Source organism: Tateyamaria sp. (assembly GCF_039945315.1).
Taxonomy (GTDB): domain Bacteria; phylum Pseudomonadota; class Alphaproteobacteria; order Rhodobacterales; family Rhodobacteraceae; genus Tateyamaria.
In genome coordinates, this window is record NZ_JBDUXB010000055.1 from 126,430 (window position 1) to 151,196 (window position 24,767).

Annotated in this window: 28 protein-coding genes, 1 other RNA gene and 1 pseudogene; 16 read left to right on the forward strand and 14 right to left on the reverse strand. The window is 57.9% G+C overall.

Annotated features, from left to right (window positions below; genetic code table 11):
- Window positions 1-154: 154 nt before the first annotated feature.
- A complete protein-coding gene (locus ABJD00_RS18545) occupies window positions 155-466 on the reverse strand; it encodes a cupin domain-containing protein (protein WP_413831801.1) in 312 nt (103 codons plus the stop codon).
- A 21-nt stretch (window positions 467-487) separates the two neighbouring features.
- Entirely contained in the window at window positions 488-1,231 is a 744-nt protein-coding gene (locus ABJD00_RS18550; RefSeq protein ID WP_413831803.1) for an SDR family NAD(P)-dependent oxidoreductase, read from the reverse strand.
- A gap of 193 nt (window positions 1,232-1,424) precedes the next feature.
- Between ABJD00_RS18550 and ABJD00_RS18555 the strand changes: the two genes are divergently transcribed.
- The 5 genes from ABJD00_RS18555 (at window position 1,425) to ABJD00_RS18575 (ending at window position 5,735) form a co-directional block, all read left to right on the forward strand.
- The gene (locus ABJD00_RS18555; RefSeq protein ID WP_413831805.1) at window positions 1,425-2,126 is read left to right on the forward strand and encodes a GntR family transcriptional regulator; all 702 of its coding nucleotides are present in this window, start codon (window positions 1,425-1,427) and stop codon (window positions 2,124-2,126) included.
- A gap of 24 nt (window positions 2,127-2,150) precedes the next feature.
- On the forward strand, window positions 2,151-2,666 hold the full coding sequence (locus ABJD00_RS18560; RefSeq protein WP_413831807.1) for a peroxiredoxin family protein: 516 nt from the start codon (window positions 2,151-2,153) through the stop codon (window positions 2,664-2,666).
- Window positions 2,667-2,854: 188 nt separating this feature from the next.
- Window positions 2,855-3,835 (forward strand): TRAP transporter substrate-binding protein, encoded by a 981-nt coding sequence (locus tag ABJD00_RS18565; RefSeq protein ID WP_108837134.1) that lies wholly within the window; start codon window positions 2,855-2,857, stop codon window positions 3,833-3,835.
- Between the two features lie 79 nt (window positions 3,836-3,914).
- Window positions 3,915-4,442 (forward strand): TRAP transporter small permease, encoded by a 528-nt coding sequence (locus tag ABJD00_RS18570; protein ID WP_413831809.1) that lies wholly within the window; start codon window positions 3,915-3,917, stop codon window positions 4,440-4,442.
- Between the two features lie 9 nt (window positions 4,443-4,451).
- A complete protein-coding gene (locus tag ABJD00_RS18575) occupies window positions 4,452-5,735 on the forward strand; it encodes a TRAP transporter large permease (RefSeq protein ID WP_413831811.1) in 1,284 nt (427 codons plus the stop codon).
- A gap of 11 nt (window positions 5,736-5,746) precedes the next feature.
- On the opposite strand, the gene ABJD00_RS18580 is transcribed toward ABJD00_RS18575, so the two are convergent.
- From ABJD00_RS18580 to ABJD00_RS18600, 5 genes are all read right to left on the reverse strand, one after another.
- A complete protein-coding gene (locus ABJD00_RS18580) occupies window positions 5,747-6,850 on the reverse strand; it encodes an SPFH domain-containing protein (RefSeq protein WP_413831813.1) in 1,104 nt (367 codons plus the stop codon).
- A gap of 22 nt (window positions 6,851-6,872) precedes the next feature.
- Entirely contained in the window at window positions 6,873-7,754 is an 882-nt protein-coding gene (locus ABJD00_RS18585) for a DUF2927 domain-containing protein (protein WP_413853669.1), read from the reverse strand.
- Window positions 7,755-7,835: 81 nt separating this feature from the next.
- Window positions 7,836-9,032, reverse strand: coding sequence for a toxic anion resistance protein (locus ABJD00_RS18590; protein WP_413831817.1), 1,197 nt, complete (start codon window positions 9,030-9,032; stop codon window positions 7,836-7,838).
- Window positions 9,033-9,054: 22 nt separating this feature from the next.
- Complete coding sequence (locus tag ABJD00_RS18595; protein ID WP_413831819.1) at window positions 9,055-9,954, reverse strand: 5-bromo-4-chloroindolyl phosphate hydrolysis family protein; 900 nt, start codon at window positions 9,952-9,954, stop codon at window positions 9,055-9,057.
- A 254-nt stretch (window positions 9,955-10,208) separates the two neighbouring features.
- On the reverse strand, window positions 10,209-11,006 hold the full coding sequence (locus ABJD00_RS18600; RefSeq protein ID WP_413832034.1) for a pseudouridine synthase: 798 nt from the start codon (window positions 11,004-11,006) through the stop codon (window positions 10,209-10,211).
- Window positions 11,007-11,061: 55 nt separating this feature from the next.
- Between ABJD00_RS18600 and ABJD00_RS18605 the strand changes: the two genes are divergently transcribed.
- Entirely contained in the window at window positions 11,062-11,511 is a 450-nt protein-coding gene (locus ABJD00_RS18605) for a nucleoside deaminase (RefSeq protein WP_413831821.1), read from the forward strand.
- Window positions 11,512-11,575: 64 nt separating this feature from the next.
- Entirely contained in the window at window positions 11,576-11,962 is a 387-nt protein-coding gene (locus ABJD00_RS18610; protein WP_413831823.1) for a nuclear transport factor 2 family protein, read from the forward strand.
- Here the strand turns inward: ABJD00_RS18610 and ABJD00_RS18615 are convergent.
- From ABJD00_RS18615 to ABJD00_RS18635, 5 genes and pseudogenes are all read right to left on the reverse strand, one after another.
- A complete protein-coding gene (locus ABJD00_RS18615; RefSeq protein WP_413831825.1) occupies window positions 11,959-12,909 on the reverse strand; it encodes a nuclear transport factor 2 family protein in 951 nt (316 codons plus the stop codon). The two genes, ABJD00_RS18610 and ABJD00_RS18615, sit on opposite strands and share 4 nt — an antisense overlap.
- A complete protein-coding gene (locus ABJD00_RS18620) occupies window positions 12,906-13,886 on the reverse strand; it encodes an adenylate/guanylate cyclase domain-containing protein (protein WP_413831827.1) in 981 nt (326 codons plus the stop codon). The genes ABJD00_RS18615 and ABJD00_RS18620 overlap by 4 nt, the downstream gene beginning before the upstream one ends.
- Window positions 13,874-14,839: an adenylate/guanylate cyclase domain-containing protein gene (locus ABJD00_RS18625; RefSeq protein WP_413831829.1), complete on the reverse strand. Its 966-nt coding sequence runs from the start codon at window positions 14,837-14,839 to the stop codon at window positions 13,874-13,876. The genes ABJD00_RS18620 and ABJD00_RS18625 overlap by 13 nt, the downstream gene beginning before the upstream one ends.
- The gene (locus ABJD00_RS18630; protein ID WP_413831831.1) at window positions 14,836-15,819 is read right to left on the reverse strand and encodes an adenylate/guanylate cyclase domain-containing protein; all 984 of its coding nucleotides are present in this window, start codon (window positions 15,817-15,819) and stop codon (window positions 14,836-14,838) included. The genes ABJD00_RS18625 and ABJD00_RS18630 overlap by 4 nt, the downstream gene beginning before the upstream one ends.
- A pseudogene (locus ABJD00_RS18635) lies at window positions 15,816-16,506 on the reverse strand (metal-dependent hydrolase). Before ABJD00_RS18635 ends, ABJD00_RS18630 begins: the two are co-directional and overlap by 4 nt.
- Window positions 16,507-16,637: 131 nt before the next feature.
- Here ABJD00_RS18635 and ABJD00_RS18640 point away from each other — a divergent pair.
- From ABJD00_RS18640 to ABJD00_RS18675, 8 genes are all read left to right on the forward strand, one after another.
- Entirely contained in the window at window positions 16,638-17,402 is a 765-nt protein-coding gene (locus ABJD00_RS18640) for a ceramidase domain-containing protein (RefSeq protein WP_413831833.1), read from the forward strand.
- The gene (gene gatC / locus ABJD00_RS18645; protein ID WP_413831835.1) at window positions 17,338-17,625 is read left to right on the forward strand and encodes an Asp-tRNA(Asn)/Glu-tRNA(Gln) amidotransferase subunit GatC; all 288 of its coding nucleotides are present in this window, start codon (window positions 17,338-17,340) and stop codon (window positions 17,623-17,625) included. The genes ABJD00_RS18640 and gatC overlap by 65 nt, the downstream gene beginning before the upstream one ends.
- A complete protein-coding gene (gene gatA / locus ABJD00_RS18650) occupies window positions 17,625-19,103 on the forward strand; it encodes an Asp-tRNA(Asn)/Glu-tRNA(Gln) amidotransferase subunit GatA (RefSeq protein ID WP_413831837.1) in 1,479 nt (492 codons plus the stop codon). The genes gatC and gatA overlap by 1 nt, the downstream gene beginning before the upstream one ends.
- Window positions 19,104-19,140: 37 nt before the next feature.
- Window positions 19,141-19,893: a hypothetical protein gene (locus tag ABJD00_RS18655; protein WP_413831839.1), complete on the forward strand. Its 753-nt coding sequence runs from the start codon at window positions 19,141-19,143 to the stop codon at window positions 19,891-19,893.
- Window positions 19,890-20,561 (forward strand): N-acetylmuramoyl-L-alanine amidase, encoded by a 672-nt coding sequence (locus tag ABJD00_RS18660; RefSeq protein WP_413832036.1) that lies wholly within the window; start codon window positions 19,890-19,892, stop codon window positions 20,559-20,561. The genes ABJD00_RS18655 and ABJD00_RS18660 overlap by 4 nt, the downstream gene beginning before the upstream one ends.
- Before the next feature lie 121 nt (window positions 20,562-20,682).
- An RNA gene (gene rnpB / locus ABJD00_RS18665) (RNase P RNA component class A) lies at window positions 20,683-21,059 on the forward strand.
- A gap of 255 nt (window positions 21,060-21,314) precedes the next feature.
- Complete coding sequence (gene rpmG, locus ABJD00_RS18670) at window positions 21,315-21,482, forward strand: 50S ribosomal protein L33 (protein WP_058315632.1); 168 nt, start codon at window positions 21,315-21,317, stop codon at window positions 21,480-21,482.
- 215 nt (window positions 21,483-21,697) lie between these two features.
- Entirely contained in the window at window positions 21,698-22,174 is a 477-nt protein-coding gene (locus tag ABJD00_RS18675) for a GNAT family N-acetyltransferase (RefSeq protein ID WP_413831841.1), read from the forward strand.
- A gap of 143 nt (window positions 22,175-22,317) precedes the next feature.
- On the opposite strand, the gene ABJD00_RS18680 is transcribed toward ABJD00_RS18675, so the two are convergent.
- Window positions 22,318-23,091, reverse strand: a complete 774-nt coding sequence (locus tag ABJD00_RS18680; RefSeq protein ID WP_413831843.1) for a Bax inhibitor-1 family protein — start codon at window positions 23,089-23,091, stop codon at window positions 22,318-22,320.
- A gap of 195 nt (window positions 23,092-23,286) precedes the next feature.
- Window positions 23,287-23,505 (reverse strand): DUF1127 domain-containing protein, encoded by a 219-nt coding sequence (locus tag ABJD00_RS18685; RefSeq protein WP_413831845.1) that lies wholly within the window; start codon window positions 23,503-23,505, stop codon window positions 23,287-23,289.
- Between the two features lie 124 nt (window positions 23,506-23,629).
- Here ABJD00_RS18685 and ABJD00_RS18690 point away from each other — a divergent pair, with 124 nt between their 5' ends.
- Window positions 23,630-24,514, forward strand: coding sequence for a LysR family transcriptional regulator (locus tag ABJD00_RS18690; protein ID WP_413831847.1), 885 nt, complete (start codon window positions 23,630-23,632; stop codon window positions 24,512-24,514).
- Window positions 24,515-24,767: the final 253 nt, after the last annotated feature.

Consider the following 24,767-nt stretch of genomic DNA (forward strand, 5'->3'; position numbering starts at 1 on the left):
TACGAAAAATAGAGTGGGATGCAGAAAAGTCACCCATGGAAGAGTGATATGGCTGCACCCGTGTAAAGATCACCGCGCCCGTACACCCCAACGACTGCCGGGCAGGGCAATTATGCGCGTCCTGCCCAGTATGTGCGGTGCATATCCGGCAGGCTCAAAGAAAGTCGTCGCGGCGTGGGGTAAAGCAATCCACCAACTGGCCTGGTTCCAGACATACGCATCCGTGGGTTTGATTCGAGGGTACGACAAAGCTGTCGCCCGGGCCTACCTCGCGTGTTTCTTCACCCAGGGTGAACCGGAACCGCCCGCTTTCCACATAAGTGGACTGGACATGTGGGTGGTTATGGAGCGCCCCTTCGGCCCCTGCCGCATCAAAGCGAAATGCGACGACCATCAAATCTGGATGGTCCGACAGGACTTGTCGGGACACATTTTCACCGGTGGAGACGATGGGAAAATCAGACATGTTTGTAGCCTTTCCGAGAGGTCAGGAGAACAGCATACCGCCGTTGATGTCGATATTGGTGCCAGTGATAAAGGCCGAGTCGTTGCAGGCTAGGAACAGAATCAGATTGGCGGCGTCATCAGTGTTGCCCTGTCGTTTGACGGGGGCAGCGGCCTCAAAGCCGCGGCGACCTGCATCCGGCGTGTGCACGTTGTGAAAGTCGGTGTCGATCATGCCCGGGCACAGCGCATTGACCCGGATGTCCGGACCCAGTTCTTTGGCCAGCGCGCGGGTCATGGTCATTACAGCCCCCTTGGACGTTGCGTAGGCCACGGCGCCGGGGCCGCCACCATCACGACCTGCCTGGCTGGCAAGGTTCACGATTGCACCAGTTTTCATATGTTCAAGGCACGCTTTGGTCATCAAAAAGGTGCTAGTCAGGTTCAAGTCCATCACAGCGTTCCAGTGATCGAGCGGCATGTCCGCAATCGTCTTGCGTGCGATCAGGCCACCTGCGTTGTTGACCAGTACGTCAATGCTGCCGAACTCAGCTACGGTTTTCGAAACAAGCGCATCGACATCTTCTGGTTTTGTGAGATCTCCTTTGAGAGCAAAAGCCTGCCCGCCTTCGGATGTAATGCGCTCGACGGCAGCATCCGCACCATCGCTGCTGGAGAAATAGTTGATCGCTACCCGCGCACCTTCTGCGGCCAGCTTTAGCGCTGCGGCTTGTCCAATATCGCGCCCACCACCGGTGATGATTGCCGTCTGCCCTGCAAGTTTCATGTGCTGTTCCTCTATGTATGCGTTGGGACTGGTATACTAGTTAAACAACTGGTATACCAGTCCCAACTGTTCATATTGATCCCAAACCGAGGCATGCCAGTGTCAGGCTGGGCGCATAGAGCGGGTCAAGGTTGTTGTTTTTGCCTGCGTTTCGTTAAAAGGCGATGGAACGACCCAAAGGGGAGAGCGCGCAATGGTGCAAGTGACAAATTTCAACGAACGCCGCACAAGCGTGGACGACATATTCGATTATCTCCATGACGAGATTCTGTCGTTGCGGCTGCGCCCCGGTGACAAGATTTCCGAAGCCGACATTGCCGCGCAGTTTGGCGTATCGCGCCAACCGGTCCGTGATGCGTTCAGCCGTCTTGCCACCCGCAACCTTTTGTTGATCCGCCCCCAGCGCGCCACCGAAGTGAAACGGTTTTCATCCCGCGAGATCGTCAAGTCACGCTTTGTCCGTGCTTCCGTCGAAAAAGAAGTGCTGCGCCTAGCCGCTGAACGGTGCGACGCGCAGGGAGCCGCAGAACTAGACGCCGCCCTTGCCAGACAAGATCAGATGATCGCGGTTGGAGACAATGATGCGTTCGGCAAGCTGGATTATGAATTTCACGAGACTCTGTGTCGAATCGCACAAGCGGAGTTTGCCTTTGATGTGATCATGGCTGAAAAATCCAAAGTTGACCGGTTGTGCACATTGAGTCTGGAAAAAGTCGATCGACTGCCGGAGCTGGTTGAGGATCATCGGAGTATGGCCGAAGCGATCAAACGCCATGATGCGGCTGAGGCCATAAGGTGTGGCATGCTTCATTTGTCCCGACTGGACAAAACGATCGAGCAGATATCGGCGACCAACGCCAACTACTTCGAACCCGAAACACCCCCGACTAAGTAGGGCACAGACGCTAAAGGTATTGCTATGACCAACTCCAAACCCAGAGTCGGCGCTCCCATTGATGAGATGTCCTGGTCCACCACGTCCGGAGACACCGTTTCGGTTGGTCAGGACAAAGATCGCTGGACGATGCTTTTTGTTTATCGCGGCAAGCATTGCCCGCGTTGCAAGCGGTTCCTGAACAAGCTGAATGCGGTGCTGCCCGCTTGGCAGGCGGTCATGGACGTGGTCGTGGTATCTGCGGATTCGGAGGAGAAGGCGCAGGCAGACAAGGCTGAGTTCGGCTGGGATTTCGATCTGTGCTATGGGCTGAGTGAGGCAGAAATGCGCGCGCTGGGTCTTTACGTTTCTGACCCACTGTCAGAGGCAGAAACGTCTGCGCGTTTTGCTGAACCCGGTGCCTTTGGAATCTGGCCAGACGGCACGCTAATGCTGGTCGATATCTCTAACGGCCCGGCGGCACGTCCTGATTTGGAAGAGCTGCTGGACGGCATGATCTTTAACATTGAGAACAATCGCCCCGTGCGTGGCACTGCCTAGACGGGCCCATTTTCTGCGATTTTATGGGGGATATTCGCAGTTGACAAATCTAGTATACTAGTCTTCTTTTGGGGGCGAGGAAGAAAACCGAAGTCAATTCAGGGCATCGCAGTTCGGAGGATCTGCCTGCCCGTACATGGAAAGACCAAGGTTAAAACAGAGTTCAAAACTCAAACCGGGAGGACACTATGTTCAACACACTTACAAAATCACTGATCGGTGCTGTCGCCGTCAGCGTGCTTAGCACAGCCGCTTTTGCCGAAAACTGGCGCGGTTGGAACATCCACGTGGACGGATATCCAAACACCGTTGCGATGGACAAATTCGCAGAGCTTGTTGCTGAAAAGACAGGTGGCGAAATCACGCTGCAGATGTTCCACGGCGGCACACTGGGCAGCCAGCCTGACGCGGTCGAGCAGGTCCGTCTGGGCGGTCTGGAAATCGGCAACTTCAACCTGGGCCCCATCGGCCCGATTGTGCCTGCGGCCAACGTCGTATCCCTGCCGTTCATCTTCAAAGATGTCCCTCACATGTTCCGCGTTCTGGACAGTGAAGGTGGCGCAGCCATCGCCGCTGGCATGGCCGAAAAAGGACTGCTGCCACTGGCATGGTATGACGCCGGCGCCCGGTCGTTCTACAACGGCGAAAAGGCGATCAACACGCCTGCCGATGTTGTTGGCATGAAGGTGCGGGTCATGAACAACGACCTGTTCACCGGCATGATCAACGAAATGGGCGGCAACGCTTCTCCAATGGCCTTTGCCGAAGTCTACCAAGCCTTGAAAACCGGCGTTGTGGACGGTGCAGAAAACAACTGGCCTTCTTACGAATCCACTGGCCACTTTGAGGTTGCGGGCTTCTATTCGCTGTCCCAACACCTGATTATCCCTGAGTGTATCTGCATCAATGCCGACACGTTCGCGGGTCTGTCTGCCGACATGCAGGCGGCAGTAACCGAAGCGGCACAGGAATCTGCTCTGATGCAGCGTGATCTGTGGGCCGCACGTGAGGCTGCAAGCCGTGAAGCGGTTGAAGCGGCAGGCGTTGTTGTCAACGAAGTGGCAGACAAAGCACCCTTCCAAGCTGCAATGGGCCCGGTCTATGAGGCCGCCTTTGAATCCAACCCGGATTTGCGCCCCTTGGTCGAGTTGATCCAGGCGACCGACTAAGCCCGGATCTGCTTTAAGAATAAGGCGTCCGGCCCCGCATCTCTTGGGGCCGGGCGCTTTTTTTGACCGGAGAACATCCATGCAAGACGCAAGTGATCTGCCCCCCGCCATTCGCCGCATGACCAAGACCCTCGATACGATCGCCTGGATCTGCCGCATCCTCACCGGGATCGCGCTGGTGGTGCTGACGGTCATCTTTGGCTGGTTGGTTTTCGGGCGCTACGTTTTGAACGCTACACCTACATGGGTCGAACAGGTCGCATTGTTGCTTGTGATGTTCATCGCCTTCATCGGCGCCGCCGTGGGTGTTTATGAAAACACGCATCTGTCTGTTTCTCTCTTACGCAGTGCAGTGCCGACACGCGTACGCATCATATTTGTCGTCCTAACTGATCTGATTATGGCGGGGTTTGGGCTGCTGATGCTGTGGTATGGTGCGCAACTTACCATCTTCAAATGGGGTTCGCTGATCCCGCTGATCCAATTGCCCGAGGGTCTGCGCTCTCTCCCTTTAACCATCAGTGGCGGGTTGATCCTGCTGTTTTCCGTCAGTCACCTTATCCGCCATTACCTTGGTGTGGATGAGCGTTGCGACAGCATCGAATAGGGGGTTGATATGGGACTAATGGTACTCCTTGGGGTTTTTGCCTTGTGTGTTGTGATCGGCACGCCAGTGGCCTTTGCGCTTGGAATCTCGGCCATCGCCGCCTTCTGGTATGAAGGGCTGCCGCTGATGATCGGGTTTCAGCGGATTGTATCGGGCATCAATGTTTTTGCTCTGATGGCTATCCCGTTCTTCATCTTTGCTGGCGAGTTGATGTTTCACGGCGGCATTGCGATGCGTTTGGTGCGCTTTGCTCAAGCCGCCGTAGGCGCGGTGCGTGGTGGGCTTGGCATCGTCAACGTGTTCTCGTCGATGCTCTTTGGCGGCATTTCCGGCTCAGCCATTGCCGATATTTCGGCCCTTGGTTCGATCCTTGTGCCAGTTATGAAGGAAAAGGGGTACGATGCGGATTATGCGGTGAACGTCACCGTCACATCCTCCATCGCAGGGATTATCATCCCGCCCAGCCACAACATGATTATTTTTGCCATCGCCGCTGGCGGCGGCATTTCGATCTCAAAGCTGTTTTTGGCCGGCGTCGTGCCCGGTATCCTGATGTGCCTGTGTCTGGCGCTGGCGGCCTATCTTGTGGCAGTGAAACGCGGCTATCAGGCCGAGAGGTTCCCGGGCTGGACCGCACTGGTCATGGCGTTCTTTGGCGCGATCCCAGGTCTACTGACAGCCGTTATCATCGTGGGCGGCGTATTGTCGGGTATCTTTACGGTCACCGAGTCCGGCGCTTTTGGCGCGATCTATGCCTTCATCGTCACTCTAGTGGTCTACCGTTCAATCACAGTGGACAAGTTCCGCCTTGCTGTAACGCAGGCCGTGCGTACCACGGCTATGGTGATGATCCTGATCGCCTGTGCTGGGGCGTTTGCCTACATGCTCACTTTTTACCGGGTGCCCAACCTGACAGTCGATTTCCTGACTGGACTGACTGACAACCCCATCCTGATCCTGTTGATGATCAACGTGGCTCTGCTGATTTTGGGCATGATCATGGACATGGCTGCCCTGATCCTGATCTGCACGCCGATCTTTCTGCCCGTTGCCAACGCTCTCGGGGTGGACCCCTACCAGTTCGGGATGATCCTGCTGGTCAATCTGGGTCTCGGCCTGTGCACGCCACCTGTGGGCTCGTGTCTGTTCGTCGGATGCGCCGTGGGCAAGTTGCCGATGGAAAAGGCCGTTCGCACGATTTGGCCCTTTTACCTCGCCATCTTTGCCGCACTGATGCTGATCACCTTCGTTCCGGCGATTTCGCTGACGCTCCCCTCGTTGATCGGCGGGTAACGCCAACTCCATCACGCCCCCGGTGGCGGGGGCGGCAGGATCGTGAAGAGTTGCGCGAGTTCGGTCACATCCTCGGCCTTCAGCCATCCGTCCTGGCCTGCAGTCCACACATAGGTCTCCCGCGTGAGTTCGCCTTCTGCGGCCATCCGGGCCATCCGCGCCTTGGAAAACGGACCCTTCGTCTGGCCCCCTTCAGCGGTGTGCCAGACGTGTTCGACCGGTGGCGGTGTGTTGCTGCCACCTGCCGAGGGCCGGGCACCCCAAGGGCCTTGCCCGGCTGCCATGTTGCCCATCTGTAAACCCATCGCAGCCCCAAGGCCGGCCTGCATCGCATCGCCTGCGCCGCCACCTTCGCGCCCCAGCGCCTCAGCGGCCTGAAACTGCATATAGTTATTGAGGTTCCCGACCACGCCCATCGAAGATCGCTTGTCCATCACCGCCTCGACTGCGGGGGGCAGCGATATGTTTTCGATGTAAAGTTCGGGGATCACCAGGCCGTATTCCGCAACCTGGGCCGAGATTTCCTTGGCCACGATGTGGCCCAGCTCGCGCGTGTTAGCGGCCATATCCAGGACGGGAATGCCGGACTTGGCGAGCGAGCGCGACATTTCCTGCACGATGATGTTGCGGATCTGAAAGCTGATCTCGTCCATCGTGAACTCGCCGTCGGTGCCAACGATTTCGACGAGGAACTTGGCGGGGTCCGCGACCTTGGCCGAATACGTCCCAAAGGCGCGCAGGCGAACAGGTCCAAATTCGGGATCGCGGCAGATGATTGGGTTTTTGGTACCCCACTTGAGGTCGTTGTAGCGGGTCGTGTTGACGAAATAGATTTCCGATTTGAACGGACTTTTGAATCCGTGATCCCAGTGCTGAAGCGTCGTCATGATTGGCATGTTATTGGTCTCAAGCATGTAAAGACCGGGGGTGAAGACATCAGCCAACTGCCCCTCGTGTACAAAGACCGCTGCCTGACCCTCGCGGACTGTCAGCTTGGCGCCATACTTGATCTCGTGGCCTTCGCGTTCGAAGCGCCAGACCATGGTGTCGCGGGTGTCGTCCACCCAGTGGATGACATCGATGAATTCACCGGAGAGGAAGTCGAAAATACCCATGTGGGGTCTCCTTTGGTCAGGATCAGAGCGGGCCTTGAACGGCCTCACGTGCAAGAATGCGCACAATCGGGCGCGCGGTGTCCAGCCCCATGCCAGGGGCCAGGCGGGTGTCATAGAGCATGCCCAGAAGGGCGTCGTCATGGTTGGTCAGCAGTGCAAATTCATCGTCATCATTGAAGATGGAAGGGCGTGCATTGGGGCTGTCGTTGGCCAAACCCAGCCCTTGTGCCAGTTCCTCGTGAATGCAGGATAGGCGCAAGAGGTCGGGGTTTTCGGCCCGGATGACGGCGACGGCGGCTGTATAGGCCGTGCGTTCGGCGCCGCTGGCATAGGCGGCCACTGCGCAATACGCATCGTCGGGCAGGTTGCGCAGGGCAGCAAGATTGGCTTGGGTCACGCCGGGCAGGCGAGGTGCTATTTTGTCCAGCGTTTCGGCGCGGTCATCTTCGCTGGCGAAAACCACCATGAAATTGGGAGTGCCTGCCGTCGACACCGGGTGTCCAGTGCTGCGAGCCAACCGAGCCGCGAACGCTCGTACATCAGCGCGGTCCTGTATTCGCTGGCTGGGAGGAACAGATGGCCCAAACGCAATCCCGATGCGCACCGGCCCGGACCAGCGGCGCAAGTCGCTTGGTCCACCGCGCGGCGCACCATTGCGCGCATATTCGTTGAAAAACACGATCTGTTCAAAGTTGCGCGCCAGCATGTTGGCCGTAAAAGGCGTATCCGGCCCGCCCCCATCCTGACGCAGCAGGCCGGAGGTCAACTGGCTTGACTGCACTTGGGTGAGGTATTGGCGCAGGGTCGCGCTGCGTTCGGACGTGGCGCGTTGCGGGATTGGGTCTGCGAGGCCGGCAGAGGCGGGGCTTGCCTGTGGGTTCAGCGACGAGTCTCCAGGTGGCATGTCACAGGCCGCAAGAAGAGTAAACGCAGCAAGGCCACGCCATACTCCCCCTTTGATCCAGCCCCATGTCATGCGATGTGATCAGCTGGGGACGGCCGTGCCAGACGTGTCGCCAACTCCGTCTTTGCGCGCCTTGGCCGAGGCCAGTGTGTCGCGTAGCTCGGCCTCCATCTTCTTGAGGTCTTCCTCGGCTGCGGCGCGTTTGGCTTTGCCTTCGTCGGCGATTTTGAGGCTGTCCTCGATGGTCCCGATTAGATCGGCATTGGCCTTTTTGACCGCTTCGATGTCGAAGACGCCCCGTTCCATTTCGGTGCGGATCGCTTTGTTGCTTTCACGCAGGTTGGCCGCGTTTGAGGTCAGAAGCTCGTTCGTCAGATCATTTGCGTCACGCACAGCGGCGGCGGCCTCTGCACTGCGTTGGATGGTGACGGCTTGGGCCAGTTGGGTTTCCCAGAGAGGCACGGTGTTGACGAGGGTCGAGTTGATTTTGGTCACAAGTGATTTGTCGTTTTCCTGAACCAGACGGATCGAAGGCAGTGACTGCATTGTCACCTGACGGGTCAGTTTGAGGTCATGCACCCGGCGTTCCAGATCGTCACGCGCGGCACGCAGGTCGCGCAGTTCTTGCGCCACCATGACCTTGTCGGCTTCGGCGGCGGCTTCGACATCTTTTTCCTTGGCGGGGATCGTTGTCTCGTCCAGTTCTTTGATCTTTTCCGCGCCCGCGGCAATGTACAGCGCGAGTTCATCATAGAACTGGAGCGTCTTTTCATAGAGCAGATCGAGGGATTTGATGTCTTTGAGCAGGGTATGCTCGTGCTCAAGCAGGTTGTCGGTGATCTTGTCGATCTGGGCTTGGACTGTTTCAAACTTAGCCGTGAATTTGGCGAAGGGTGCTGCGCGTCCGATCAGCTTTTCCCACCATGACCGGTCGCGGCGCACATCAAGTTCTGAGATCGAGAAGCCTCGGATCGTGGTGACGATCCCGCGCAAGCTATCGCCTGCCGGTCCGACATCTTTGTTGCGCACATCCGTTAGCATCGCCTGAGAGATTTCCTGCAACTCGGCTTGCGCTGCAGACCCGAACGAGACGATGGAATTGGTATCACCCATATCAATCTCGTCCATGCGGGCGCGGATTTCGCTGCCCACAGGCGCGTCGGCCTCGGCCAGTGGCACGATGGCCCCTGCATCTTTGGGTTCGGGAAGGACAACAGCAGTCACTTCTTCGACTGCGGCAAGGGTGGCTTCGGCCTTTTGGCGGACGGTGTCAGACATGTTGGGGTACCTTGTTCCTTAATTAAATATTGTTTGTTGGGGTGCGTACCCCTTCGCGTTGCAATCGGTCTCGCAGCACGTCGATTTCGATGTTCAGATCGCTGCGGTCGTCGACCAGTAGCTTGCGGGTGCGCGCGGCAAAGTTGTCGCTCAGATCGTCCAGCAGATCGCTGTAGTCGGCGCGGGCTTGAGTGTCGCGGGTGCGAGAATAGATGTCCGCAAACTTGATCGTCGCATCGCGTGCGCCGATCAGATAGACGCCCAGATACTTGCGCGCCGCTGTCAGGTCGCGCGGATCTTCTTCGACTGTGCGGATCAGGTCGCGGGCAGTGGCTTGGAATTTTTCGAGCTTCAGGGCAATCTGGCGATCTTCGGCACGTTTCATAGCATCGGTCATTGCCGCGAGATGGGTTTCAGCCTCGTCCACGACGCGGGCAACGCGGTCTTGTTGGAATGTATCGATGCCTTCCATTCCCTTGTCTTGCAAAGGGTCGATCCCAAAGGCGGCCAGATGCAATCCGCTGGCGGCGACACCAAACAGTATGGGGGCAACCAGACCGGGTTCATTACGATACGCTGCCATGGCAATGCCGATACCCGTCAGAACAGAGGAAAACAGCTTGCGTGGGATGGCTGGGCGGCGTGCCACTTTGCGCGAGATATAGGCCGCTTCGGCAACCAACCCACCGCGCAAGAGCCAGGCGGCGAGGGTCAGCAGCCCTGCCGACACAAGGGCCAGTGTCAGGTTCATAGCGCCGTCATTCAGCGCAAGAAATACCATGGGGATTGCGGGAATGAACAAAATGTTGGCACGTGCGCCAACCGGACTTACCTGCGCGCCCTGATAGGCGCTGCGTTCTTGCGATGCAGAATCGTCCGTGTTGCCATCGGGACTGTATTTTCCACCAAAGCGTTGAGCCATGCGTCAAAGCCCCCCGATCAGGCCGGTGGTCACGCCGAACATCAGCGCAATCAAGACCGCATATGCGATTTTTTGAAACGCAGTTGGTTGCATTACAGTCCCCCGACCCAATGAATGTTTCGATTATATGTGCTTTGTGTCTGTCGCACTAGTGTGGAGCAGTCCCTTACAAGGTGGTCTGCCATTCTTATCTCAGAAAGGTATGATAGTGCGATGGGAGCACAAGGGGGAGTTTTGCATTTGATTTGGCAGATTTAGCGCGGTTTGCGCTTTCGCACCGGTCTTTTGGGACTGGGTTTGGCCGTACCTGTCTGGTCGCTGGCTTCGATCCCAAGTTGGTCGCGTACGATCTTGCGACGTACCTCTTCAACTTCACCAGCCTTCAAATCGCCCAATTGGAAGGGCCCATAGCTGATGCGTATCAGCCGGTTTACGGTAAGCCCAATACTGTCCATGGCGCGGCGGATTTCGCGGTTCTTGCCTTCGCGCAGGCCCACGGTCAGCCAGGCGTTTGCCCCTTGTTGGCGATCAAGGGTGATCTGCATCGGCTGGAACCGCTCGCCCTCGACAGTGATCCCTTTGCGCAATGGCTCAAGATCGCGGTCGGTAGGTCGCCCGTTGATCCGGACGCGGTACCGCCGCATCCAACCAGTGGAGGGCAGTTCAAGTTTGCGTTTGATCCCGCCGTCATTGGTGAGCAGCAGAAGCCCTTCGGAATTGATGTCGAGCCGTCCAATGGACATCACGCGTGGCATGTCTTCGGGCAAGGCGTCATAAATGGTGCGCCGTCCTTTTTCATCCGCGTCCGATGTCACAAGGCCAACGGGCTTGTGATAAAGCCACATGCGTTCGGGCTCGGGTTCTTGCAGGGCTTTGCCATCTACAACGATGCGGTCGTCGGGGGTGACGTTCAACGCGGGGCTATCGATCTGCTTGCCGTTCACGGATACGCGGCCTGCGGCGATGATCGTTTCGGCGCCACGGCGCGATGCGAGGCCAGCGCGAGCCAGTACTTTTGCGATGCGGTCGCCTTTTGGAGGGGTGTCAGTCATGAACAGGCCATAGCGGTGGCTTGCGCTGCTCGCAAGGGACGTGGAAGGTGAGGGCATGGAGTTTCGCTCATTCATGGACATAGCGCTGGAAGAGGCGCGCAGCGCTGGTGGGCGCGATGAAGTGCCTGTCGGGGCGGTAATTGTGTCGCCTGCGGGTGAGGTTGTGGCCCGTGCCGGGAATCGCACGCGCGAATTAAACGATCCCACCGCCCATGCCGAGGTGCTGGCGATACGGGCTGCCTGTGCCGCTGCGGGGTCCGAGCGTCTGGGCGGCCATTCTTTGTATGTGACGCTCGAGCCTTGTGCGATGTGCGCCGCCGCCATCGCAGCGGCGCGGATCGAACGTCTTTATTACGCAGCATCAGATCCAAAGTCGGGCGGGGTGGCGCAGGGCGCGCGCGTGTTCGCGCACCCGCAAAGCCATCATGTACCACAGATTTACGACGGGATAGCAGCGTCCGAAGCCGAAGAATTGCTGCGCGACTTCTTTGCCGCCAAACGCTAGACAGCGCGCGCATCTTCGCGGCAGGGTAGAGGTACATTTCAAACCAACCCAAAGGTTCGCCCCCATGTCATATAGCATTGAACAAATCGCCGCCGATTACACCGCCGCGTGGAATTCCAAATCTCCTGAGGCTGTGGCTTCGTTCTATGCCAAGGACGGCGTGATCGTGATCAATCGGGGCCAACCGTGGGCCGGGCAGGACCGCGTCGCTGAGATGGCGGCTGGGTTTTACGCTGACGTGCCCGATTTGACCTTGACGTGTGACGAGGTGCGCCCCGCGGGCGCCCATGTGATCTTTGTCTGGACTTTTACGGGGCATGATGCGGGTACGGGCAATCCGCTGGAAGTCAAAGGCTGGGAAGAGTGGGACATGGACGCCGAGGGTAAAGTCAAATCCTCGCGCGGGTGGTTCGATGGCGATGACTATGCGCGCCAAGTGGCCGGCAGCTAGTCCAGCACATAGACCGACTGTGTGCCGCTGATGCCTTTGAGGTCGACTTCGATTGGGTCCGAATAGGCGAACCCGGTGCTCACCATCAGTCGCGTGGCGTCCGACACCCGGGTTTGGCCGGGCAGGGCAGTGTCGGCGATCCGGGCGGCCTTGTTCACTACGGTGCCAAAGAAATCGTCCTGCGCGCGGATCACTTCGCCTGTGTGTATGCCGATGCGGATTTCGATTGGAGGTTCGGTGATGGCGGCATTGACCTGCGCCTGAATGGCTTGCGCTGCTGTCAAGGCCGCGCGGGCAGAAGAAAAGGCGGACATGGTCCCGTCGCCCAGCGATTTGACCAAATCGCCGCCATGGGCGTCGATCTCTGCGGAGACCAGCTTCATGTGGGCGGAAAGAGCGGTCATCCACACACGATCTCCTGCGGCCTGCGCAAGGGCGGTGGAATTGGCGATGTCGGTGAACATGATCGAAGCCAACCCTTCGGTGCCAAAGTCATGCGCACTGGCTTGTGCGGCGTCGATCAGGGCAGAAAACGCGCTGTGCTCGACCCCCATCTTTTCCATGTTGCTATCGGGTTGGCTAATATGGTGCTGCACCATCTTCCAGCGGCCTCGTTCCAGCACAAAGACAAAGGTGGCCCGGTGTGTGCCGCTGGTTCCAGTGCCGGGAAAGTAGAACGTGCTTTTGTAGTTGGCCCAACCGGTGTCTCCGTTTTCCCAGGCATCAATTTCGACGTCTTCTTCGATGAAGTCGGGCACTTCGGACATGTGATCCGCTATCCCGTCGCGCACCAACTGGCCCCGCCAACTCTCTCCGTCGGCGGTCCCGATGTAGATCAGCGCTTCGGATTGGGACAGGTAGTGCGGCAAATCACTGACCGTGTGTGTGCGGATCAGATTGGTCCAACGCGTGACGATACTGGCGATTTCGGGAGATGGTCGGATCATGGCTTCCACGTGAGGCGGTAAAGCGTTTGCTCTCCCGTTATTCCTTTGAGGTGCACTGTGATTGCCTCGGAAAAGCTAAGGCTTTCATCCGTCCCCACCATCATCCGAGTGACGTTGGATATGCAAACTTCACCCGGGCCGGCGGCGGCGGTGATGCGGGCGGCGGTGTTTACGACAGTGCCGAAAAAGTCGTCATCCGATTGCACGACATCGCCGGTGTGCAAGCCGATGCGCAGACCCAACCGGGGTTCACTGGTGTCTGCGTCAAGCGACGTCTGTATGTCGCGCGCTGCTGCGAGCGCGCTACGGGCTGAGGAAAAGCTGGACATTGTCCCGTCCCCCAAGGACTTCACGAACTGCCCGTCATATGCTTCCACATGTCTGCGGATCATGGCAAAATGGGCTGTTATGATTGGGGTCCAGACTTGGTCACCGAGTGCTGACGCAAGCGTCGACGATCCAACGAGATCGGTAAACATAACCGAGGCCAGCCCCTCACTCTGGGTCAGCGAAAACCCCTGCTGGGCAGCATCCACTAGGTTTCGAATTGCATTGTGTTCGTGTCCGGTGATTTCCATATTGGGGGTGGGGACCGACGCGTGACGCTGCACGATCTTCCAGCTTCCGTTTTCCAAAGAAAAGATCAGCGTGGTTCTAAACACGACCGTCACATCGGGGCGGTTGGCAAACCTGAACATGTGGGAAAAGCAGGACCAGCCCGTTTCGCCTTGTTCAAAGGCTTCTGCCTCGAGTTCTTCCTTTTCAATGACTGCCGGTACTTCATCGAAATGTGCACCGATTGCACGTCGGACAGACTGACCAGACCAAGACTCGCCCTCCGCCGAACCAACGAACCGCAGATGCTCTGTCGACGAAAGGAAATTTTCCAACTCACTGTGTTTGCGTACCACGATCGCTTTGTACCAGCGCCGCGAGACGGCGAGCAATTCGGGTGAAGGTTTGATCATGTCTGCCATGTCAAACCGTGTACCATGTGGCTTCCCTCGAATCCTTTCAACTGCACCTCAGTGCTGTCAGCAAAGATGAAGTCCTGAGCGCCGCCAATCATGACGCGGGTAGCATCGGATACAAGGATTTCGTCGGGTGCTGCGGCGGTGGCAACGCGCGCTGCCTTGTTTACGACGGTGCCAAAGAAATCATCGCCCGCTTCGATCACATCACCTGTGTGCAGTCCGATGCGAATGCGCAGACGCGGTTCTTCTGTTTGGGAGGCAAGCTTGCGTTGGATCCCTTGGGCGGCGCGCATGGCACTGCCTGCGCTGGCAAAGGTCGACATGGTGCCGTCGCCAAGCGATTTGATCAATCGCCCCCCGGCAGCACTGATCGCCCCACTCAATTCATCGACATGTGCATTTACAACCTGGGTCCAGCGTGCGTCGCCAATCGCCTCAGCCAGCGACGAACTGCCCACGATGTCGGTGAACATTACTGTTGCACTGCCACTGCGTCCGACGTTCAGGTCAATATCGCGCGCGGAATGAACGAGATCGTTGAAGGCGTTGTGATTGACGCTCATGATCTTGTGATCGTCGTTGGAAAACGAGCTGTGCACGTGATGTGCCTTCCAAATCCCTTCTTCGAGGCGAAAGACGATAGAGACCCGCCAATGCGTGGTGTTCCCCGTTTCCCGGTGGCGCAAAGTACATTGCGACACGGCCCAACCTGTGCCTCCAAAGTCATGGGCAATCAATTCGGGGTCGTCCACGGCAATATTGCGAATTTCACCGATATGGGCCTCGATACTGTCTTGCAGGTGGCGCCCCGAGATGAATTCGTGGCGCGCACTGCCGACGTATGTGGCGCTTAGATCGCGGCTGAGCAGATTGCGCACCGTGCGCCCGTCGCCCGAAACCGTGGCGTTCACCCAACGCTTAAGGATCGCAATCAGTTCGGGGCTCGCGGTCGTCATGATGCCCATTCCAGTCTATAAATGAGGTGCTCGCCCTCGAGTCCTTTGAGGCGCATGTTGGTGGCGTCATCAAAGGTGAAGTCAGCCTGCCCGCCGATCATGGCGCGGGTGGCGTCGGAAACCCGGATTTCGTCTGGGCTGGCAGCGGCCGCCACCCGCGCAGCCTTGTTCACCACGGTGCCCAGAAAATCGCCCTGAGCCTCAACCACATCGCCAGTGTGGATGCCAATGCGCAGGCGCAGATGGGGTTCGGTCTGGCCACCGGCCGTGTCTTGCATGATGGCCTTGGCTGCTTGCATTGCCGCACTTGCCGATCCGAAGGTAGAGAGCGTGCCGTCACCTAGTGATTTGACCAGATTTCCGCTATGTGCGGCCACTTGCGCTGTGATGGTGGCAACATGGCCGGTGACAATCCGACTCCATTTTGCGTCCCCAGTGGCTGCCGCTAGTGCGGTGCTGTCCACGATATCGGTGAACATCACCGACGCAATTCCAGTGTTGCCCAGAATGATCTCGTCCTTGCCTGCAGCGGCGGCCAGTTTTTCCAGATGTGGTGAGGCATACCCCATCGCTTCCATGTTCGGTTTTGGGTTGGAGTTGTGGATGTGCACGATGCGCCACACTGCGTCTTCAAGCGAAAAAATGAAGGTATTGCGGAAATTCACCCGCATATCCGCTTCGGGTGCGAAAATAGTCAGCGTCGTGTAGGCCCAACCAAAATTACCCGCCTCGTAACCCGTCGCCTCAACGTTTTCGGGCACGAGCTTCACTTGTCCGTTTGTGAACGCGGCAAACGAGTCGCGTACGGCGTCACCGACAAATAATTCGCCTTCGTCCGAGCCGATGTACGTGACCGCATCCGATGTTGAAAACAACTGAGTGACGGCCAGCGAATTGCGCCCAGAATAGGTGTTTATCCAGCGCTTTGCGATGGCCGCAAGTTCAGGCGAAAGGGTAAAAGGGTCACTGAATGTGCTCACAAGGTGATCGCCTGCAACACTTCGGGCTCAATGACATTGACGCCCGGCACGCCGGCCTTCAGCGCATCCGCGCTTTGTTCCAGCAGCGGAAAGGTGCGGTAGTGGCAAGGGATCACTGTCTCGAAGTTAAAAAAGCGTTTGACCGCATAGGCTGCTCCCGCCATGTCCATGGTAAAGTACCCACCTGCTGACAGGATGCCGATGTCCGGTTTGTAATAGTCCCCGATCCAGTCCATGTCGGCCATGATGTCGGTGTCGCCTGAGACGTAGATAACCTTGCCTTCCCCCTTGAGGATAAAGCCGCATTCCGCGCCCATATAGACCCCGCGTCCGTCCACATCGATAGATGATGAGTGCGAGGCAGGAACCAGCGTGGCCGTGACATTGCCAAGTGCGATGGTGCCGCCCTTGCCATAGGCGTGACCCTCGATCGCCCCCAACCCGTGCAAATGTTTGCCCAACTCGTAGACGGCGGAAACGGGCGCGCCGGTGTTTTGGCTGATCTCGACCACATCAGCGGTGTGATCGAAATGGCCGTGGGTGATCAGGATGTGTGGCCCCGTTAATGGCTGCATCGCCTTGCCCTTCGGGCAGCATCGGGTTGCCGTTGATCCACGGATCGATCAGCAGCACTTGATCCCCGATTTCGATCCGAAAGCTGCCATGGCCGAGCCAGATGATGTTCATATCGATGTCTCCTTGAATTGGCCTACCTTAGCGTGGGTTTGAAATTTCGGGAGCCTCCGGCGGGGATTTTTTTGAATCAGAGAAGCCGGGGGGACGTGCAATGCAAAGGTTTGTGCGGGCTTGGAGAGCGTATGGAATTGTTGCGCGAGATTGATGGGTATTGTGAGCGATTGGATGCGTCCTATTGGGCGGAGCCGGTCAATGCGGTGACCAATGCCGCATTTATGGTGGCCGCCTTTGTGATGTGGCGGCGCAGTGCGGGTGTTCCGCTGGCCCGTGCCTTATGCGTTGTGTTGGGTGTGATTGGGGTGGGGAGCTATCTGTTTCACACTCATGCGCAAGTCTGGGCGGCGATTGCCGATGTCACCCCGATCCTCGGCTACATACTGCTCTACATCTTTGCGGTGAACCGGGATGTGTGGCGGATGCCGCGGTGGATGGCTGCGTTGGGCACTGTTGCGTTCATCCCCTATGCGCTTCTGACGGTGCCCATTTGGCAAAACTTACCTGTTTTGGGGGTATCAGCAGGTTACATTCCCGTGCCGGTGTTGATTGCCATCTATGCTGTTTTGCTGTGGCACCGGTATCCGGAACTTGCCTGCGGGTTGCTGATTGGGGTTGGCATTTTGATACTGTCCCTGACATTCCGGTCTATTGACGAAGCCTTATGCGATCGTCTGCTTATAGGCACCCATTTTGCCTGGCATTTGCTCAATGCGCTGATGCTGGGATGGATGATCGAAGTCTATGTGCGCATATCCGCGCCCATCCTCTTGAAGGCGTGGAACGCGCGCGCTAAAGCGTGGCGACTGACAATCGAAGGGTTTCCTGATGTCCATCGACGAAAGCACTGCTGCACGCGTGGCGAAACTTGCCCGCATCAAGGTCGAGCCTGAGCGCCTGACGGCCCTCGCGGCTGAGTTCAACACGATCCTCGGCTTTATCGAGCAGTTGAGCAAGGTTGATGTGGAAGGTGTCGAGCCGATGACATCTGTGACCCCGCAGCGACTCAAGCGCCGCGAAGATGTTGTGACAGATGGCAGCCAGCAAGAGGCCGTTCTTACCAATGCGCCCGATGCGCGCGAAGGATTTTTTGCTGTGCCGAAGGTGGTTGAGTAATGGGTGATCTGAACAAACTGGGACTGGCCGAGGCGCGTGATGCGTTGCGCGCCGGGGATGTTACGTCGGTGGAACTGACGGACGCGTGTTTGAGCGCGATTGACGGGGCAGGGGTGCTCAACGCCTTTGTCCACCACACGCCCGAAATTGCGCGCACGCAAGCCGCAGCTGCAGATGCTCGCATCAAGGCCGGAGACGCCCCGGCCATGTGCGGACTGCCTATTGGGATCAAAGACCTGTTCTGCACCAAAGGTGTGCCGTCCCAGGCCGGGTCGCGCATTCTTGAAGGCTTTCTGCCTCAATACGAAAGCACGGTGAGTCAGAACCTGTTTGATTCTGGCGCGGTTATGTTGGGCAAGCTCAACATGGACGAATTCGCCATGGGTTCGTCCAACGAAACCAGCGTGTATGGCAATGCTGTGAACCCGTGGAAAGTCGACAGCCGTCAGCTTACACCGGGCGGGTCGTCCGGTGGCTCGGCGAGCGCTGTGTCCGCAGATTTGTGTTTGGCGGCCACAGGCACCGACACAGGCGGGTCCATCCGCCAGCCAGCAGCCTTTGTCGGCATCACTGGGATCAAGCCCACGTATGGGCGCTGTTCGCGCTGGGGTGTTGTGGCGTTTGCATCCTCATTGGATCAGGCCGGACCGATGACCAAGTCTGTGCGTGATGCGGCCATTATGCTCGAAGCGATGTGCAGCCATGATCCCAAGGATTCCACGTCTGCCGACCTGCCAGTGCCGAATTTCGAGGCGATGCTGACTGGCGACATCAAAGGCAAAAAGATCGGTATTCCCAAGGAATACCGAATGGACGGCATGCCGGACGAGATTGAGACGCTGTGGACCAATGGCTCCGCGATGCTGCGTGACGCGGGTGCTGAGATTGTCGATATCTCCTTGCCCCATACAAAATACGCGCTGCCAGCGTATTATGTGATCGCGCCTGCCGAGGCCTCGTCAAACCTCGCCCGTTATGACGGTGTACGTTATGGGCACCGCGCGCGTCTGGACCAAGGCGACGGCATCACCGAGATGTATGAAAAGACACGCGCCGAAGGGTTCGGTGCCGAAGTGCAACGCCGCGTGATGATTGGGACTTACGTGCTGTCGGCGGGCTTTTATGATGCCTATTACAACCGGGCCCGGCGCGTGCGGACACTTATCAAAAAAGACTTTGAAGATGTGTTTGCCCAAGGGATTGATGCGATCCTGACCCCGGCCACACCGTCGGCGGCATTTGGTTTGGGCGAAGCATCGGATGACCCTGTTGAAATGTATCTCAACGACGTCTTCACGGTCACTGTCAACATGGCCGGTCTTCCCGGCATAGCGGTGCCTGCAGGGCAGGATGCGCAAGGGTTGCCGCTGGGGTTGCAACTGATTGGTCGCCCTTGGGAAGAAGGCGATTTGCTGAACACCGCTTACGCGCTGGAGGCACGGGCCGGATTTGTGGCAAAACCCGAAAAATGGTGGTAGGGGTCGCAAAACAGCACCCAAAAAGGGTTGAGCAGAAATGACGATCCGATACCCCCTGATCTTGTTCGCCGTGAGCGCGCTGGCAGCGTGTCAGCCTGCCGTTCCTGACAGCGGTGCCGGCGTGGTCGACACCGGGCGCGGCGTGGGCTTTGACAGTCCCGAAAGCTTGGCTGCACGACAGGCACGTGACGCGGAGTTGTCCGGAACAGCCATCGACGCTACGACATCCGCAACACAGAGCGCGGGCACAATCCGCGCTGTGAGCGACCCGGCTGGGCTGGATGCAGAATTGGCGCAAGTGGCGTCTCAGAACGACGCCGATGCCGCGCGCGCCAACTCTGGGCAAGCGGTGGTCAACGCCAGTCCCTCAAATTCGGCTCCGGTGATCCTGAACAATCCTGGTATTTCGGACGAAAACAACTTTGATGCTGTTGCGTCGCGCCAATCCATCGAAAGCGATGCAGCACGCATAGCCTCCAATCGTTCGCAATATGAAGTGATCCAACCTACGGCGCTTCCGACACGCAGCGGCAGCACGCAGCCAAATGTGGTGCAATACGCCCTGGAAACATCGCATCCCCGCGGTACAAAAGTGCACCGTCGGACAAACATCGCCTCAGCTTCGCGTACACAACGCAATTGCGCGCAATACAACTCAGCTGATGAGGCGCAAATCGACTTTTTGGCATTTGGCGGACCTGACCGGGATCGCAAGGCGCTGGATCCGGATGGTGATGGATATGCCTGCGGTTGGGACCCGGCCCCGTTCCGGCGTGCCTCTGGCGGCTGAGCGGGACGGTGGAAATCCACCAACATCCATCGCCAAATTGCGGCCCACGTCGGGACGGGTTGAGTCCGCAATTTGTTGTGCTGCACTATACGGCCATGGCCAGTGCGGATGCCGCATTTGAGCGTCTTTGTGATCCAGCATACGAGGTCTCGGCGCATTACGTGATCTGCAAAACGGGCCGCGTGACACAGCTGGTCGGCGAAGGGATGCGGGCCTGGCATGCGGGCGCAGGCGAATGGAAGGGGCTGCGCGATATCAATTCGCGCTCCATCGGGATCGAGCTCGACAATGATGGGCAGGGACCTTTTGCAGCACCGCTGATGCACAGCCTTGAGGCGCTGCTGGAACGGATTTTGTCCGGTTGGAACATCCCGCCACACAACGTGATTGGGCATTCAGACATGGCGCCGGGTCGGAAATTCGATCCCGGCCCATGGTTTGACTGGGCACGGTTGGAGGAGCGGGGGCTGGCAGGGAAGCGTGGGACGGACCCCGGGCCAACAGATGTCTCTCTTGGGGATTTCGCGACTTTTGCGCGAGACGCGGGCTATACGGCGGATTCGGACGCTGAAACACTTCTGGCTGCCGTGCGCCTGAGGTACCGCCCGTTCAAATTGGGCCCACTCGAACCCGAAGATTTAGCCCCCTTAGGTCACACAGCGCTCTGAACCTGATCGCGATCCCCAGTTTTTTCTGACGAAAATTTCCACCGCCGGAGCCGCGGCATCTACTGCAAACGCACACCTACCCATTGACGCGACCCACGAGCCCCGCGTATGCGCGTCCAGCGCGGAGGGGCGGATGACCGCGGCAGCAATGTCGAGGAAAGTCCGGACTCCCAAAAGACACGGTGCCGGGTAACGCCCGGGCGGGGCAACCCGACGGACAGCGCCACAGAAAACAAACCACCGGCCTACGGGTCGGCCAGGGTGAAACGGTGGGGTAAGAGCCCACCGGGGGGCTGGCAACAGTCCTCGCATGGCAAGCCCCACCGGGAGCAATGCCAAATAGGGACCGCGTGGGCCGCAAGGCCCGGGGCTGCTTTTGCCCCAGCAGGTCCGGGTTGGCAGCTAGAGGGGTGTTGGTAACAGCATCTCAAGAGGAATGGTCATCTCGGGGCGGTTCGCCGTCCTAGACAGAATCCGGCTTACAGCCCCTCCGCGCACCTACCACTGATCGCATTGTTCGCCCTGTTGGTAACGGTCTGTGGCTAGGTGGCATTGTTTCGCCATGTACAGCCGCTTGGCCTTGTTCTTCAGGTTGCTTGCCCGACAAGACGGACCGCGACGTAAAATCCGCCACCCGGGCCTTTTCGCATGCCAGCGGGGTTGACTCGGGGTGGCCTGCGGGTAAAAGCAGCGCTCTAACGAATTTCCCGTTGGTGTCCCATTTGGCGAGCCAGCGATGCAGGAGACAAGAAGATGGCGAAGCCAACCACGATCAAGATCCGCCTGAACTCGACCGCAGGCACCGGCCACTTCTATGTGACCAAAAAGAACGCGCGCACCATGACTGAAAAGATGGTTGTCAAAAAGTATGACCCCGTCGTGCGCAAACACGTGGAATACAAGGAAGGCAAGATCAAGTAAGATCGCCTGACTTCACGATTTCAAAGGGCCGCGCCGCAAGGACGCGGCCTTTTTCGTTTTAGGGAGTTGATGGACATGCAACGGAAGTTATTCGTCCGGATCTGCAGCGCAAGTGCGACCGAACGCGCTAAGCTCTTCGCGGCGGCGCCATCTCGCGTATGTGTGTATCATCTCTTGTCACGTCCCGCAGTGCGCCGCCTTGTGGAGGGCTTACCGTGCTGATCCGACCATCGACCAAAGATGATATGGCTGCGGTGGATGCACTGTTGGCGCGCACCTATCCAAAGCTGCTGAAGGCGGACTACCCACCGTCCGTATTGGTCACAGCCTTGCCCATCATCTCGCGTGCACGGCCTGAATTATTGGTGTGTGGCACCTATTACGTCGCTGAAGAGGATGGTGCCATCCTCGGTGCCGGGGGATGGACGCCGGATGCCAAAGACAAGAGCCTTGGCCATATACGCCATGTGGTCAGCGATGACCGCGCTTTGAGGCGGGGCATTGGGCGTGGGTTGATGGAGCGAAGCTTTGCGGTTGCACGCGCGGCTGGCGTCACCCGGATGGAGTGTTGGGCCACGCGCACTGCTGTGCCGTTTTATGAAGCGCTCGGCTTTGAGGTCATTGGCCCGATTGACGTGACGCTGGCAGGTGGCATCGTGTTTCCATCAGTTCGGATGATGCGCGATCTCTAGCCGGCCGTGATCCAAAGGTGTGCCTGCGGCACTCGCCATGTTTTGTTTGGAACAACTGCACGTCCGCCAAACCAGGTCTTCCTCTCGGACAAAAAAAGGCCGGTCACTGAGACCGGCCTTTGTCGACTTGGATTTGCGGTCCGCTATTCTTGCTGGCCCATGAACATCAGCAGGAACTGGAACATGTTCAGGAAGGCGATGTAGAGGCTCAGCGCGCCGTCGTAGGCGGCTTTGTCGAGCCATTCCTGGTCACCATGGCTTGCGTGCATGATGTACGTGTTCTTGATGTCCTGTGTGTAGTAGGCAGTAAGGCCTGCAAAGATCAGGATACCGATCGCCGAAATGGCGAACATCATCGCAGGTGACTGCAGGAAGATGTTGATAACCATCGCTACGATCAGACCGATCACGCCCATCATCAGGAACGTTCCCATGCCGCTCAGATTTTTCTTGGTGGTGTATCCCCACAGGCTCAGGCCCGCAAAGGCGATCGATGTCACCACAAAGGTCTGTGCGATCGAATAGGGCGTGTAGATCATAAAGATCGTGCCCATCGAGATGCCGATTACGGCGGCGAATACGAAAAAGCCCAGTTGGACTGTCGCAGCCGACCCGCGGCGCATCAGTGCACCCCAGCCAAAGAAGATGAACGCCAGAGGTGAGAACATGATCACCCATTTCAGTGGCGACACGAACAAGGTGTAGCCAAGCGACGTCAGATACTTGTCTGCGCCGATCTGGAATTCGTTTGGAACGGTTGTGATCGAGAGGCCAGCGATGGCCCATGCCGCAAGCGCGGTGATCAGCATGCCCACGGACATTGTGCCGTAGACTTTGTTCATGTGGGCGCGGAGCCCTGCATCGATCTGGGCCGCCTGTGTTTGAGACGCTGTCCGGATCGTATTCAACTCAGCCATTTTAGACCTCCAATTGATACAAGTTGCCGGTGGTTCGCACCGGAGCGCGGATTTATCGCCCGCATTGGGGCAAATATCGGGTCAGTGGCGTTCGCTTTCAAGGCTTTTCGTACGGATAGGTGGGGGTAGGCGGCGACATTCCGACTCTTTTTGTCATAAATCGGGTCAATCTGCCGCAGCCTGCCTGTTTCGCAGTCATGCGCGCCAGTTGGCGGGCACGTCCCAAATGGGCTTGGCGGCCTCTTTGTGCGCGCTTTTCGCGGAAATACCGATGTCGGCCAAAGCGTTTGCGTCTAGTTGCGCAAGTGCGCGGCGCGAACGCCAGACCGAAAACAGGGTTGTCAGGGAAAAACGCTTGTTGGCGGAATCGGTGCGAAAGCTTGCTTTTGCGTGGTTGAAATCAGTCAGTGCCATGATGGTCTCTCCTCAGGTCATGTGATGGTTTGTTGGGTTCGCATCAATTCTGTTGATGTATATGGCGGAGTGTGGCACATTTTAAAAACGAATGTTTGTGAGGCGATACATCAAGGATTGTGATATGCGGAATTTGGACATAACCACACTGCGCTCCTTCGTGGCGGTGGCGGAAAGTGGCGGAGTTACAAGGGCAGCAGGATTTCTGCATTTGACGCAGTCGGCCGTGTCGATGCAACTAAAGCGGCTCGAGGAATTGCTGGGTCTTGAACTGTTTGACCGCTCCGGGCGCAGCATCGCGCTGACGGCTTCGGGCGAGCAATTGCTGGTCTATGCCCGCCGGATGGTCGCACTAAACGACGAGGTGATCACCCGACTTACCGATCAGGCCTATGAAGGGGAGATCACGCTGGGTGTGCCTCATGACATCGTTTATCCAGCAATCCCACAGGTCCTCAAACAGTTTCACTCTGCCTTTCCACGGGTCAAAGTGCAGTTGGACAGTTCCTTTACTCTGCGACTCAAGTCCGAATTCGCCAAAGGGGCCTGTGATATCATTTTGACCACTGAAACCGGCCTTGATCCGGGCGGCGAAGAGTTGGCGGTCAAACCACTTTGCTGGGTGGGTGCGCCCAGTGGGTCGGCCTGGAGGCAGCGCCCACTCAAGCTGGCGTTTGGGCGGCAATGCACGTTCCGTCCTCGGGTCGTGGAGAATTTGGATGAAGCGGGAATCCCTTGGGATGTCGTCGTAGAAACCGATAGCGATCGCACGATCGAGGCGACTGTAAGCGCTGATTTGGCTGTGCACACAATGATTGAGGGCACCGAGCCGCCACATCTGGATCGGATCGATCACGGTGGTCTTTTGCCCGATCTGCCGGCGCATCGCATCAACCTTTATGGCGCGTCTCGCGGCGGCGGTGAGGTGCAAGAGGCGCTGGTGGCCATGTTGCGCCGTGCCTTCAAGGTGCCGGAGCCTGTGCAATTGCGCGCTGTAGGTAAGACGTGAGGCAGGAGCTGCGATTCGCTCGGCCTTTTGTGGGGTGATGCCTGTAATGAGCCAATTCCCGCCGGTTCGATTTGCGCCAACAAAAGCACTTACGAAGGAGTGCCGAAAGCTTGGGTGGTCAACAAGATTCTCGCTAAGGTTGTGTGTCTGGAGGTGAATGCTAAAGCGTTGATACGGTATGACAATCGTTGGACGCGATCCGTATTCGTGGCCCATCGAACTTGGCAAGCGGCTGAAAAGGTTAACAAGACTC